Raw genomic sequence first — 13,452 nt, 5'->3', positions numbered from 1 at the left:
GGTCTTTTTCATTCTTGATTGGTAAAAAGCTGCTGCTCGACTAGCTTTTGGGTGTTCATAAAATACACTCGTAGTTTTTTCCCATCCTTCTTTAGATTGACCCATGTATATTTGCGCGTGCGGTGCAGATAGCCAAAATGAACATCAGGCATGGCCGCTTTCAAAGCATCTAGCGGTAAGTGCTTCAAAGCAGTCTCCGGCAAATAAAATTGCAGGCAAGCAGTATAGTCTTTAAAACGATCCTCTGAATATTCAATCTCAAGATGGCTACGAATATAGAATGAATAAGCCTCTACTCCATCGTCTATCGTTAGTTCTGGCTTTAATACGATATAATCCATCATGCGCAACCGCTCTTGATCCACCCAAGGAAAATACGCTTGTGCATTCAAATACCCTTTCACTCGCCGCTCTTGATACTCTTCGTTCACGAGGTCGAAGCTTCTGGTGACAAAATGTGTCGCGCTTCGTTTTGTTGTTGGCTGCAGTCGATCATTTTGGTATTGGATGGTTTGGATCAAGTGATCGCCAAAGGCATATTCAATATATGGTTCTCTCAAAATACCGACCCCGTTATCCCAAGTCAATTGATCGATTCCAGTTTGATCGCGAAACAATCGCTGGTAGGATAGATTCAATTCGTGATCCCACTGGAAAGGATCTCGATACAATTCCACCATCACAACCCCTTGGTCTCTTACCTGCACTTGCTCCACCTGCTGCGCATCAGTAATGATCACCTGAGGAATGATATGCGCGTAGAATGCCGAAAAGTACATGCGCCAGCAAGAAGTCAGTGTATAGCCATTGTAAAAGACGTCGTAACCAGAAAACTGATTGCAGTCGATGACGATTTCTTGTTCAAAATTTTTCCGCTTCGGTAACGCGTTGATTTCAGCAATCGATTGAAAATTTTGCCTTTTCTCGATTCCCTCGACGTTATGCATCAAGTACTCATCATATGAACGCAAATAGCCGAACAAGCCCTCTCTTTGCATCGTTTCATCGAAGTAACTTAAAATCACTGGTTTTTGTGTGGAAAATACGTCTTTCGTAAACAGGTGCCGTTGTAAAACAGCCTCTTGAATGATATGGATACTGGACTCATTTTTGCCGTCCGTCACAATCAATTCCGTATTGATTTCTTCAGGGGCGCTATGCAGCAGTTGACTAACCTCATCCAAATCATAAGGTTTCTTTGCTTGCTGATTGTAGTAGTATTCCGTCGGCTGATAGCTAAGACGAACCAAAGCGAACCAATTTTCAATCAACAAACGCAATTGTGCTGCTTCCATTTGGGTTGATTGTAGAAAGCCATAGATTTTTTCAGTTTTGATCATCGCTATCCCTCTTTTCTATCCCCTTTCTTTAATTATAGTAAAGGGGGAAACGATTGAACACTATTTCGCTTTTTTTGATGAAATCTACCACCGTTCGTGGTAAACTTAAGGCGCTTGGAGGTGAACCTATGGGCTTAAAATTCCAACGAGAAGACTCGCTAGATAAAATGTTTGATGATTTTGCCTTTCTTCCCGATAACGACAAAGACAAGAAAAAGCAGGAAAACGATATTGAGCGTTTCTTGAAAAACGAATCTGATGAAGAGAAAAAAACACAACCTAAAGATAGTAAGAAAGCAGACTAATAAAAAAGGCAAAGGACGCGTCAGTCCCTTGCCTTTTTTTACTTGCCAAAATAGAAAATGAGCCACTGAAGCTACATATGTTCAACGATCAGAATCATCATCTAGAGGTTTTCTTATAGCTCTTCATACAACATGCTTTGACGTAATCGCACCAAGCCAATGGTCAACAAGCAAAGAATAAAAAAGATGGTTGTTAAGATCGTCATCACGAAGATCACCACAAAAATCGGTGAGCTCGTAAAACGAATCATTGGTTCAAAGATAGTGGTTTTAATCAAGTCAGGGATCTCAGAGACTAAGAGTTGTTGAATCGCTTGGTTAAAATCTTCCGTTGATGAATTTGCGGGCAAAACAGCCATAAAACTCCCTACACCATAATTTGCGACCCCAATCCAAGCAATTGCGACATTTGCTAGAGCGAGCCAGCCAACGCCAAGATTACCGACAACGATCGAACCGATCGCAAGATTGCCAATCCCAACTAATAAGCCAAAGCAGAGATTCCCTATTGCAATGACACCGATACTGACTGTCCCAATTCCCAACATTCCGAAGGACAATAAGCCAATCGATAAAAAGCCTAAACTGACAACCCCCAAAGCAATAATCCCTTTGGCTTTGACACCAAGGCTAAACCAGCCGCTGGCAGTTGGTAGCTCTTTCATCAGCACAAAAAACGCTCGAACACTCGTCACTTGATTCAGTAATAAGAATAAATTGGGAATCAAAATGTGCATCAACGGAAGCCGCAGAACCGTCCGTTCACTTTTGTATTCATAATAGTAGGTTTCTTTCTTTTCTTTTAATAGGTCTTCCACTGGTGTGCCTAATAAATCGGCTAGACGGACCAATGTCTCGATGTCTGGCAACCCATTTCCTCGTTCCCATTTTGAAATGGCCTTATCAGAAACAAATAACCTCGCAGCTAATTCCTTCTGTGTTAAATTATGTCTTGATCGATACTCTTTTAATTTTTTTCTTAATGATTCATGCATTCGACCACACCTCCTTGTTACAAGTTTAACAAATAACAAGGAGATTTTCGCTAAAATGGAGCAAATTCAGCACTCTACGCTGCGTAGAATAGCTTAAATCAGCTGATTTCCACTGTAAAATGAGAAAAACCGAAGCAAAGGACTTTCTTGCTTCGGTTTCCTAAATGATAATTATTTTATTGCTGCTTCAATCGCTTTCCACGCTTCTTCTTTTCCTTGTTTGGTAATGGAAGAAAAGAGGATAAACGTATCTGCTGGATCAAAGGATAATGCTTTTTTGATCATGCTTTCATGCTTGTTCCATTTCCCACGAGGGATTTTGTCTGCTTTGGTGGCGACCACGATCACTGGAATCTCGTAGTATTTCAAAAACTCATACATTTGAATATCTTCTTGTGAGGGGGCATGACGCAAATCAACAAGAGATACGACTGCACGCAGCTGCTCTCTTTGTTCAAGATATGTCTCAATCATTTTCCCCCATTTCGCTCGCTCTGTTTTCGATACTTTTGCATATCCGTAGCCGGGGACATCGACAAAATGCAACGTATTTTCAATCAAATAAAAGTTCAGCGTTTGCGTCTTCCCAGGTTTTGATGAGGTACGGGCTAAATTTTTACGATTGATCAATGTATTGATGAAGGATGACTTTCCGACATTTGAGCGGCCTGCTAAGGCAATCTCCGGTAAAGGTGTAGCTGGATATTGTGTTGGAGAAACGGCACTGATGACGATTTCAGCATCATGTACTTTCATCGAATCGCTCCTTTCTATTTTTTCAAAAAGAAAGCCGGATAGCAATGAAACTATCCGACTTGGTCTCGATTAGACTGCTTTTTTGGTCTCTTCATTGTAAATGATTTTTGGTTCACCAAGTCCTTTTGCCGCTTCTTCCGTGATGGTGACTTTTTGGATCGACTCATCAGAAGGGACATTGAACATGACATCCATCATGATATTCTCGATGATCGAACGCAACCCACGAGCACCGGTATTTCGCTCAATGGCTTGCGCAGCAATGGCACGCAAAGCCTCTGGCTCAAATTCAAGCTCGGTGTCATCTAATGCCATTAACTTTTGGTATTGTTTGACCAGCGCATTTTTTGGTTCAGTCAAAATATGCACTAAATCATCTACTGTTAATTTCTCTAGCGCAGCCATCACTGGCAAGCGGCCAATAAATTCAGGAATCAAACCGAATTTAAGCAAGTCTTCGGGAATGATTTGCTGCATCACACTTTCGCCTTCTTCAAGACGCTTATTGTTCGTGCCAAAACCAATTGTTTTTTCACCTAAACGGTTTTTAACGATGGTTTCGATTCCGTCAAACGCCCCGCCAACGATAAAGAGAATATTGGTGGTATCAATTTGGATCATCTCTTGATGTGGATGTTTCCGTCCACCTTGTGGCGGTACACTAGCAGTCGTTCCTTCTAGGATCTTCAGCAATGCTTGCTGCACGCCTTCACCGGATACGTCACGAGTAATCGATACATTTTCACTCTTACGGGCGATTTTATCGATCTCATCAATATAGATGATTCCTTTTTCTGCCATTTCTACGTTATAATCAGCAGCTTGTAACAGTTTCAAAAGAATGTTTTCCACATCTTCACCGACATAGCCGGCTTCTGTCAAACTGGTTGCATCAGCGATTGCAAAAGGCACGTTTAGTGAACGTGCTAACGTTTGTGCCAAAAATGTTTTCCCAGAACCTGTTGGTCCGATCAAGCAAATATTGCTTTTTTGTAATTCTACATCTTCTGCTGTCGTTTCTACATTGACCCGTTTGTAGTGATTGTAAACCGCTACAGCCAATGTCCGTTTCGCACGATCTTGTCCAATCACATATTCATTGAGAACATTCAATAGTTCTTGCGGTTTCGGCACTTCGGTAAATTCACGAATTGCTTCTTCGTAAAACTCTTCATCAATGATTTCTTTGCACAAATCGATGCATTCATTACAGATATAGACCCCAGGACCTGCAACGATCTTTTTCACCTCTTCTTGCGTTTTGCCACAAAAAGAACAACGAACAGCTTCATTACCGTTTGTATTATCGTACATACTGTTCACCCCTTGAAAATTTTCCAACCTATTTAAAGGAGTGGAATTTTGTTTACTAACTTTGCAGTCTTAAACAATCATATCATAACTTTTTTGAAAGAAAAAGTTCTTTTTACGTTGCCTAACGTTTTCTTATCATTTGTTAGTAATTGTTAAACTAGCCCCTCTTACTCCCAAGAAAAAACGGCAAACACCGCTAGATGTTCGCCGTTTTTAAGCATTTTGCTTACGCTTCTTTTGCAGTACCTGTGACAAGTTCAACTGCTTTCTTCATCGTGATATCATGTTTCAACATGTCTTCTGTTAAGACGCGTTTGATTTGATCCACTGGCATGTTGTAAGCTTCAGAAAGTTCTTTGATTTCGTTTTCGATATCTTCTTCTGTTGCTTCCAAACCTTCTGCTTTAGCGATTGCTTCAATAACAAGGTTTGTTTTCACGCGGGTTTCTGCTTCACCTTCAAATTGTGTGTGCAGATCTGCTTCAGTTGAACCAGTTAATTGATAATACATTTCTGGTGAGATTCCTTGACGTTGCATGTTGTTCAAGAATTCATCCATTGAACGGTGTACTTCATCATGAACCATTGAATGTGGTAATTCAACGATTTCTGCGTTTTCAACTGCTTGACGGATCGCAGCTTCATATTTTGCATCTTCAGCTGCTTTTTCTTTTGTTTCAGTCAATTCAGCACGGTATTTTTCTTTTAATTCAGCTAATGATTCAACGCTGTCATCAACGTCTTTTGCGAATTCATCATCTAATTCAGGAAGTTCTTTTGCTTTTACTTCGTGAACAGTTACTTTGAAGACTGCTTCTTTACCAGCTAAATCTTCTGCTTGATAATCTTCTGGGAAAGTAACGGTAACGTCTTTGCTATCACCAGCTTTTGTTCCTACTAATTGTTCTTCAAAACCAGGGATGAATGAGTTTGAGCCAAGTTCAAGTGAGTAGTTTTCACCTTTGCCGCCTTCAAATGTTTCTTCCCCTAAGAAGCCTTCAAAGTCGATAACGACTGTGTCGCCATTTTCAGCTGCTTCGTCTTCTTTGATAACTAATTCAGCTTGTGCTTCTTGTTCACGTTTGATGCGTGCATCCACGTCTTCTTCTGTTACTTCGCGGTCTTGTTTTTCAACTGTTAATTCTTTGTAATCACCAAGTTTTACTTCAGGTTTTACAGTAACTTCTGCTTTGATAACCCAATCTTGGCCTTTTTCCATGCTGTCAACGTCGATTTTTGGTTGCGCAACAGGATCGATCCCTGCTTCTTTTACAGCAGCTTCATAAGCTTCTGGAAGAACAGCGTTCAATGCATCTTCATACAACGCTTCTTCGCCGTACATACGGTTAAATACTTGGCGTGAAACTTTCCCTTTACGGAAGCCAGGTACGTTAAGATTGCCTTTCACTTTATTGAATGCAGTCGTCAAGCCTTTTTGGATTTCTGCTTGAGCGATCGTAAATGTCAAAACACCATCATTGGTGCCTGTTTTTTCCCATTTTGCAGTCATTTATTTCCCTCCGAATATTAATTGATTTACATATGAAATAGCTTCATGCATACCTTTAAATAGTACACTAACGTTGTTTAATTGTAAACATTTTACCATGAAAGTTGCGAATTTTTCTTTCAGCGAATGCTCAATCGTAGGATATTGCGTAGGTGTCGTTTGCGTTCTTCTATTTCATTCACTGCTTTTGGCTGTTCTTTTTCTTCAAATAACCCACGATAATCTTCAATGTAGCTTGCCACCCATGCTTTTGCCTCCTCTTTTGCAGGTAAAAATGGGTAGCTGATGGCTAAATGATCATTGATCTCTGCTGAGACGCTTTCTGCTAAAATCGGATCTTCTTGGGCGATCGTTTCGTCAATCTCTTTCTGGATCGCTTTAACAGCGGCATCTTCTTGCAAAAGTTTTAACTCTTTCGGAACGATTTGCTGCATATTCCCAAGGTAATCGATCAGTTCAAAAGGTTCGTCCACTTCAAGACGCACGAGCTCATCCACTAATTTGGGCAGCAAATATGGATTTTTGATGGAAGCTAACGTTTCATGCATCAGCGTGACAAATTGTGGTTTGGTAATGGCTTGGGTAAAAACGTGCCATTCTGTTGCACTCACCGGTTGATTGGCTTCATCTAATGCACGTAAATGCTTGCGTTTCCCATGAAAATCTTCCAGCCCTAAAATTTGCTGAACTTCTTCTACCTTTGCTAATTCACTTGCTAACTGTTCCTGATAGCGGCTTGCAATTTTTGTTTTTTTACCTAATGTAAGCCAGCGCCGAGCTTTTAAATACTGACCATCCAAGATCAGCAGATGACCAATTTGTAAATACCCGTCGGTTTCTTTTAGATAATCATCCAAATAGTCTTCCGCCAGATCTAACGCTTTGGCAAAATCATTCAACTGCTGCAGACATTCAACAAGCCATTGATTGATCTCAAAACTGGCATTTTTTTGATAGAGTTCATTGTACAGGCGAAAAGCTTGCAAAAACTCCTTTGACTGGTAGGCTTTTTCTGCCGCCAGCCGAAGCCGTTCATTTGGTCCTGGGAAATCAATCGTCTCACCCATTCTCGATCCCTCCTTTACTACTTGCTTGATCTGCTAGTTAGTTTTGTGCGCCAATCATTACGTGATTGGCATCCACCTGTTTATTGAAAGCTTTGATCAGATTAATGGTCACCACACTGGTTTCTGCAAAATAATCCGCAGCCTGCTGCTTATTTTTATTAAAGACGATTGGCAAATAACCGAGATAAAAGAAAAGATTGAATTGTAATACGTAGCGTCCGCAAAGCTCGCGAATCAACACAGTTTGCCAGCTGAGTTCTTCCTCTACAAAAGAAACCACTCGAATACCAAAGAGCATTTTCCCAATGGTTTGACCATGATTTAGCTTTGTCATTAGAACAAAATAACCTAGATAGATTGCTAAGGCACAGATGTTGTAAAGGCCAAACCGCTGATTGGTTGCCGTTAAATTCGCTAGATTGTAGATACTACCGATCGTTATTTGGGTAATCGCTCGGATCACCAACACATCAACGAGATAAGCAAAGAAACGAATCCAAAACCCAGCAAAAAAGTAGCTAGGAAAATCATTGAAGAACCGTTTGTCTTCTGCCTGTTTTTCAGGTTCTTCGTACCGTTGCCAGGCTTGTTGTTTTTCCTCGATCTCGCTTTGGGTATACTCTTCTTCCTTAAAAGACGTCAAGACTTGTTGGTAAAAATCATCGGGATGATTTACTTGTGTGTTCCTCATCGCTTTGTTGGCAGTTACTGGTTCGGTTGTTTCTGAAACCTGTGCCTCAGTTGGCACATCCATATGATCGGTTGACGGTGTCGAGGTTTCCCGCTGTTCCCTTTGATCGATTGACGTACTTGTGTGATTGTCATCCGTTGACGATGTGCCAGCGGAATACTTGTTTTTCTCTGTCATAGTCATTCACCTCCATAATAATAAAGAGGTTTCGGAGCATCGCTGGTTCCAAGGCTTTCCATCAATTGGATCACCCGCTCTGTGTTTGATTCTTTTAATCCTTGTAGTTCGGCTAAACTTGAACCTAACCAAGTAGAAGCAAATCCAGTAGATGAAACATCATAGCTGAAAATCTCGGCATCTTCCAAGCCTAGATCTGCTTGCATTGCTGCTAATGTATCTTCAGGAAAACCGATTTCATCCACTAAACCAACGGACACTGCTTGCTGCCCATCATAGATACGGCCATCAGCGATCTTTCTAACGGCTTCTTCTGTCATGCCGCGTCCTTCTGCTACGATTTTAACGAACCGACCATAGGCATTGTCGACATAGGTCTGCAAGACTTCTTTGTCGGCTTCTGTTGGTTCTCTCGTTGCTGAACCTACATCTTTTAGCGCGCCACTTTTATACGTATTGTCTTCGATCCCTAGCTTTTCGAATAAGCCAGCATAGTTTAGCCCTGACATGATCACTCCGATTGAACCAGTAATGGTTTCATCCGTTGCAAAAATTTTATCAGCACCTGCCGAGATATAATAACCGCCACTGGCTGCCATGTTTTTCATACTGACATACATCGGAATCCCTAACTCTTTGATTTTTGCTAACTCCCGAGCGATCTCCGCACTTTCATAGACGCCGCCTCCAGGGGTATTAACTTCCATCAAGATGCCCCCAATAGTTGGATCTTCTTGGATCATCCGTAGTTCTTCCAAAAACCGCTGATGATCATAAGATTCCGTTGTGAATAAACCGCCACTGGAGCTGCTGGCGATGGTTCCTTCTAAAGATAAGCGAACGATGCGATTGTCTTGATCTCCGGCAACTAACGTTGTCTCTTCGATCGCATTACTTCCGTAGAACAAAGCATTTAACCCTTGCAGCGTTTGAGTTTCCTCTTGCTCTGGACGATTTGTGATTACTGAAAAAACCCCCGAGCAGATAAATAACCCTGCTGCGATCGCCGCTGCGATCCATCTTCTTTTATTCATTTTCCCACCTAACTTTTCACCTTTCCCATTTTTAGTATAGATTTTTGATGACGATCACTGCTTCTTCGTCTCCAACCGCATCAAATTTCTCGCTTTTTTCAGCTAAGACGTAGCCACCAAAAAACTCCTTTGTCAGTTCATCCTGGACTTCGAATGTTTGCGCGGTTTCCACGGTGACTGATCCAGGCAAAATTTCTTGCAAGCTGTCCCAGCCCGTATCCAACATGACCTTTGTTTCATCTGTGACATTAGGATCTTTTTCTATCGCAGCTACCATTTTCTTTAGCTCTGAAAAAGTCATACAATTTACAAATTCTGGCATTTCATTCCCTCACTTTCTTACTTTTTTATTGTAGCGAACTTAAAAAAAAAAGCATAGCTTTATGAGGAAATTTCTTGGGAATCTTATTCGACAAAGCTATGTCAGCTGTTTTGATTTCCTTCAAACAGGTTCAAATCAACCTTACCAATAACTATACCAATTATTTTTATATAACTTTGAGTTGACAGAAACAGGAATAAATATTATGATATTGCTTGTATTTCTATAAAATATCTCACAGGGAGGATAGATAGACCAATAAGGATAGCGCCTGATCTGGAAACAGATGACGAGGAAAGAGTTTATCGAAACATTCGGCGGATGACTCTAGGGACTGCACTCTACAGGCAAGAACAAATCTCATCGTAAGGTGATGACAAAGACTTGCTACGCAGATAGAAATACATAATGCCAAACTAAATTTTTTGAAAGTAGGATTATCATTATGTGTGGAATTGTAGGAATCGTAGGAAAATCAAATGCAGAACGAATTATTTTGAACGGATTGGAACGCTTAGAGTATCGCGGCTATGACTCAGCAGGTCTTTATGTCGCTGATCGGACTTCGGATCACTTAATTAAAGCCCAAGGAAGAATCAAAAACTTGGAAGAAAAAGTGACTTCTGAAGTAACAGGAACGATCGGTATTGGACATACCCGTTGGGCGACCCACGGCAAGCCATCAGAAATGAACGCTCATCCTCACACTTCAGCAAACCAAGCACTCGTGTTGGTTCATAACGGTGTGATCGAAAACTTTGAAGAGCTTCATCAAGAATATTTAAGCAACCACCAATTTGAAGGTCAAACAGATACGGAAATCGTTGTTCATTTGATTGAAGCATTGAAGGAGCAAGACAATAGCACGACCAAAGTAGCCTTTAAAAAAGCTTTGTCCTTGATTCGCGGCTCTTATGCCTTTGCCTTAGTAGAAAAAAATGATCCAAAAACCATTTATGTTGCCAAAAACAAAAGTCCTTTATTGATCGGTTTGGGAGATGGGTTCAATGTCATCTGCAGCGATGCCTTAGCAATGCTCGATCAAACGACTCATTTTGTTGAGATCGAAGATGGCGAAATGGTGACCGTAACAGCCGATGCGATCGAAATCGAAGATCCAAAAGGAAATCTTGTGTACCGTGAGTCTTATGAAGCACAATTAGATCTGACTGACATCGAAAAAGGAACGTACCCTTACTACATGTTAAAAGAAATCGATGATCAACCAACTGTGATGCGCCGCTTGATTCAAGAATATCAAGGAGAATCTGGTGAAGTAGTGATCGATCCAGCGTTAAAAAACGAACTTTTAGCTAGCGATCGGATCTACATCATTGCTTGTGGTACCAGCAATCATGCTGGCTGGGCAGCAAAAGCCATTTTAGAAAAATTAACACAGATTCCTGTTGAGGTTCATTTATCTAGTGAGTTTGGCTACAACATGCCATTGTTGTCAGCAAACCCCTTCTTCTTGTTCTTATCACAAAGTGGTGAAACGGCAGATAGCCGTCAAGTATTAGTGACGATCAACCAGTTAGGTCTTCCTAGTCTGACGATTACCAACGTTGCTGGTTCTACTCTTTCTCGAGAAGCGAACCATACCTTATTGCTTCATGCTGGTCCAGAAATCGCTGTTGCCTCTACAAAGGCGTATACTGCACAGATCGCAGTGATGACGTTATTAGCAAAAGCCATTGGTGATGAAAAAGCTGTTCCTGAAGCATTGGACTTTGATGTTTTCCATGAACTAAGCATCGTTGCTTCTGCAATGGAGGCTTTAGTGGATGAAAAAGCTGTTATCAGTCAATTTGCTGAGGATTTCCTTTCCGAAACCCGTAATGCGTTTTACATTGGGCGTGGAAATGATTACTATGTATCGATGGAAGCGGCATTGAAATTAAAAGAAATTTCTTATATCCAAGCGGAAGGCTTTGCTGCTGGTGAATTAAAACACGGCACCATCGCGTTGATCGAAGAAGGTACACCAGTGATCGGTGTGATCACGGAAGAAGTGACCGGCTCTCATACGCGAGGCAATTTGAAAGAAGTCGAATCTCGTGGGGCTCATACCCTTGTGATCGTTAGCCAAGAATTAGCAAAAGCGACTGATCAAATCATTTTACCAAACGTTCACCCATTGGTAACAAGCTTAGTGGCAGTTGTTCCAACACAGCTGCTGGCTTACTTTGCCACTTTACAGCGCGGATTCGACGTTGATAAACCAAGAAACTTAGCAAAATCCGTTACCGTTGAATAAGTTTTTTAAAAGATTGAAACCGAATTGGTTATTTTCTGTATAATAAAAAGAACTCCTCGTCTGATGACTCGATCGTTCATAGGGGTTCTTTTTTTTTCTTGTTTTCAGCACAACAAATCCGAAAAGACTTTTAAAAGCAACTATCCTTCGCAAGGCTTGCCCACTGCGTCTCCTCTGTTAAACGTTGCCGACAAATTCGTTGACAAGTTTCTCTAATTCGCAAGTTGGCTTCTTGCTGGTAAGTAGACAAAAGAAGACGACCAAAGGATATCTTTGATCGTCTTACTTCTTCATTTATTCCGCACCGATTTCCTCTCGAACGACCGCTGCGATTTTTTCAACATAGTAATCGACTTTTTCAATGGTTGGCGCTTCTGCCATCACCCGAAGCAATGGTTCTGTTCCTGAAGGACGAACCAAGATACGGCCTTCGCCGTTCATTTCTGCTTCTGTCTCTTCCACGATTTTACGGATAGCTGGAACATCCATCGCGCCATTTTTATCTGTCACTCGAATGTTGACAAGTTTTTGTGGATAGATCGTTACCTCTCCTGCTAATTCCGACAGTTTCTTGCCCGTTTGTTTCATGATATTCAATAGTTGAATTCCTGATAGCAAACCGTCACCTGTCGTATTGAAATCCAAGAAAATCATGTGACCTGATTGCTCGCCACCAAAATTATAATCGTTTTTACGCATTTCTTCGACGACATAACGGTCACCGACTTGTGTGATGACATCTTTCAGTCCAATTGCTTCCACTGCTTTATGGAACCCTAAATTGCTCATGACTGTTGTCACGATCGTTCCTTGGTTCAAGCGCTTTTGCTCCGCTAAATATTTCGCACAGATATACATGATTTTATCGCCATCAACGATGTTTCCTAGTTCATCTACTGCGATGACCCGATCACCATCTCCATCAAACGCAAGACCAGCATCCGCCCCTTTTTCAACGACAAATTCAGCTAACGCTTCAGGGTGAGTCGATCCCACACCATCATTAATGTTCAACCCGTCTGGAGACGTCCCCATTGTGAAGAATTCTGTTTCTAGATCGGCAAACAAACGATTGACACTTGTTGCTGTTGCGCCATTTGCTGCATCAACACACACCGTGATTCCTTCCAAATCATCAGGAATCGTTTGACGTAGAAATTGAGAGTATTTCAACAACCCTTCTGGAAACTCATCCACTGTTCCTAAGCCATCGGCAGAAGGACGTGGAAGCGTATCTTCCGGTGCATCAAGTAATGCTTCAATTTCAGCTTCTTGTTCATCGACTAATTTAAAGCCATCATTCCCGAAAAACTTGATGCCATTGTCTTGTGCAGGATTGTGAGAGGCAGAGATCATTACACCTGCACTCGCTTTTTGCACTTTCGTCAAGTACGCAACACCCGGTGTAGAAATAACACCTAATTGGAATACCTCGATCCCGACAGATAATAGTCCAGCAATCAATGCATTTTCTAGCATCTGTCCAGAAATCCGTGTGTCCCGTCCCACCAAAACGCGGGGACGGCGGTCACCCGTTTCATGTTGACTTAATACATAGCCGCCGTAACGACCTAATTTAAATGCTAATTCAGGTGTCAACTCCTTGTTTGCTTCTCCTCTAACACCATCAGTACCAAAATATTTTCCCATTTTAATAACCTCTCTTATTCATTCTCTACAGTCA

12 protein-coding genes are annotated in these 13,452 nt (G+C 41.4%); 2 read left to right on the top strand and 10 right to left on the bottom strand.

The features are described from left to right. Positions 1–8 precede the first annotated feature (8 nt). A complete protein-coding gene (locus tag IGI96_RS15640) occupies positions 9–1,340 on the bottom strand; it encodes a hypothetical protein (RefSeq protein ID WP_060792063.1) in 1,332 nt (443 codons plus the stop codon). A gap of 128 nt (positions 1,341–1,468) precedes the next feature. Here IGI96_RS15640 and IGI96_RS15635 point away from each other — a divergent pair, with 128 nt between their 5' ends. Continuing rightward, entirely contained in the window at positions 1,469–1,645 is a 177-nt protein-coding gene (locus IGI96_RS15635; RefSeq protein WP_015509616.1) for an SPJ_0845 family protein, read from the top strand. 113 nt (positions 1,646–1,758) lie between these two features. Here IGI96_RS15635 and IGI96_RS15630 read toward each other — a convergent pair whose 3' ends face one another. From IGI96_RS15630 to IGI96_RS15595, 8 genes are all read right to left on the bottom strand, one after another. Beyond that, positions 1,759–2,640, bottom strand: a complete 882-nt coding sequence (locus tag IGI96_RS15630; protein WP_074934001.1) for a helix-turn-helix transcriptional regulator — start codon at positions 2,638–2,640, stop codon at positions 1,759–1,761. Between the two features lie 171 nt (positions 2,641–2,811). Continuing rightward, a complete protein-coding gene (yihA, locus tag IGI96_RS15625) occupies positions 2,812–3,396 on the bottom strand; it encodes a ribosome biogenesis GTP-binding protein YihA/YsxC (protein ID WP_153883147.1) in 585 nt (194 codons plus the stop codon). A 69-nt stretch (positions 3,397–3,465) separates the two neighbouring features. Beyond that, entirely contained in the window at positions 3,466–4,710 is a 1,245-nt protein-coding gene (gene clpX, locus IGI96_RS15620) for an ATP-dependent Clp protease ATP-binding subunit ClpX (RefSeq protein ID WP_010748174.1), read from the bottom strand. Positions 4,711–4,936: 226 nt separating this feature from the next. Continuing rightward, entirely contained in the window at positions 4,937–6,220 is a 1,284-nt protein-coding gene (tig, locus tag IGI96_RS15615) for a trigger factor (RefSeq protein ID WP_438785336.1), read from the bottom strand. Between the two features lie 119 nt (positions 6,221–6,339). Beyond that, on the bottom strand, positions 6,340–7,287 hold the full coding sequence (locus tag IGI96_RS15610) for a hypothetical protein (RefSeq protein WP_015509612.1): 948 nt from the start codon (positions 7,285–7,287) through the stop codon (positions 6,340–6,342). A gap of 37 nt (positions 7,288–7,324) precedes the next feature. Then, positions 7,325–8,155: an RDD family protein gene (locus IGI96_RS15605; protein WP_086295249.1), complete on the bottom strand. Its 831-nt coding sequence runs from the start codon at positions 8,153–8,155 to the stop codon at positions 7,325–7,327. A 2-nt stretch (positions 8,156–8,157) separates the two neighbouring features. Next, positions 8,158–9,189: a signal peptide peptidase SppA gene (gene sppA / locus IGI96_RS15600; protein ID WP_005235703.1), complete on the bottom strand. Its 1,032-nt coding sequence runs from the start codon at positions 9,187–9,189 to the stop codon at positions 8,158–8,160. Positions 9,190–9,220: 31 nt separating this feature from the next. Further along, positions 9,221–9,511, bottom strand: coding sequence for a hypothetical protein (locus IGI96_RS15595; protein ID WP_005225961.1), 291 nt, complete (start codon positions 9,509–9,511; stop codon positions 9,221–9,223). A gap of 445 nt (positions 9,512–9,956) precedes the next feature. Between IGI96_RS15595 and glmS the strand changes: the two genes are divergently transcribed. After that, positions 9,957–11,768: a glutamine--fructose-6-phosphate transaminase (isomerizing) gene (gene glmS, locus IGI96_RS15590; protein ID WP_438785335.1), complete on the top strand. Its 1,812-nt coding sequence runs from the start codon at positions 9,957–9,959 to the stop codon at positions 11,766–11,768. A 294-nt stretch (positions 11,769–12,062) separates the two neighbouring features. On the opposite strand, the gene glmM is transcribed toward glmS, so the two are convergent. Then, a complete protein-coding gene (gene glmM, locus IGI96_RS15585; protein WP_005225959.1) occupies positions 12,063–13,418 on the bottom strand; it encodes a phosphoglucosamine mutase in 1,356 nt (451 codons plus the stop codon). Positions 13,419–13,452: the final 34 nt, after the last annotated feature.

It is taken from the genome of Enterococcus sp. DIV0421 (assembly GCF_051713745.1).
Taxonomy (GTDB): Bacteria; Bacillota; Bacilli; order Lactobacillales; family Enterococcaceae; genus Enterococcus_D; species Enterococcus_D casseliflavus.
Note: the sequence above shows the minus strand (reverse complement) of the source record. Positions and strands in the feature narration are given on the sequence as shown.

Excerpts from the sequence above, each read along its gene's own strand:
- IGI96_RS15595 (WP_005225961.1), bottom strand. The coding sequence starts at position 9,511 with ATGCCAGAATTTGTAAATTGTATGACTTTTTCAGAGCTAAAGAAAATG.
- IGI96_RS15630 (WP_074934001.1), bottom strand. The coding sequence starts at position 2,640 with ATGCATGAATCATTAAGAAAAAAATTAAAAGAGTATCGATCAAGACAT.
- tig (WP_438785336.1), bottom strand. The coding sequence starts at position 6,220 with ATGACTGCAAAATGGGAAAAAACAGGCACCAATGATGGTGTTTTGACA.
- IGI96_RS15640 (WP_060792063.1), bottom strand. The coding sequence starts at position 1,340 with ATGATCAAAACTGAAAAAATCTATGGCTTTCTACAATCAACCCAAATG.
- glmM (WP_005225959.1), bottom strand. The coding sequence starts at position 13,418 with ATGGGAAAATATTTTGGTACTGATGGTGTTAGAGGAGAAGCAAACAAG.
- glmS (WP_438785335.1), top strand. The coding sequence starts at position 9,957 with ATGTGTGGAATTGTAGGAATCGTAGGAAAATCAAATGCAGAACGAATT.
- IGI96_RS15635 (WP_015509616.1), top strand. The coding sequence starts at position 1,469 with ATGGGCTTAAAATTCCAACGAGAAGACTCGCTAGATAAAATGTTTGAT.
- IGI96_RS15605 (WP_086295249.1), bottom strand. The coding sequence starts at position 8,155 with ATGACAGAGAAAAACAAGTATTCCGCTGGCACATCGTCAACGGATGAC.
- sppA (WP_005235703.1), bottom strand. The coding sequence starts at position 9,189 with ATGAATAAAAGAAGATGGATCGCAGCGGCGATCGCAGCAGGGTTATTT.
- clpX (WP_010748174.1), bottom strand. The coding sequence starts at position 4,710 with ATGTACGATAATACAAACGGTAATGAAGCTGTTCGTTGTTCTTTTTGT.
- IGI96_RS15610 (WP_015509612.1), bottom strand. The coding sequence starts at position 7,287 with ATGGGTGAGACGATTGATTTCCCAGGACCAAATGAACGGCTTCGGCTG.
- yihA (WP_153883147.1), bottom strand. The coding sequence starts at position 3,396 with ATGAAAGTACATGATGCTGAAATCGTCATCAGTGCCGTTTCTCCAACA.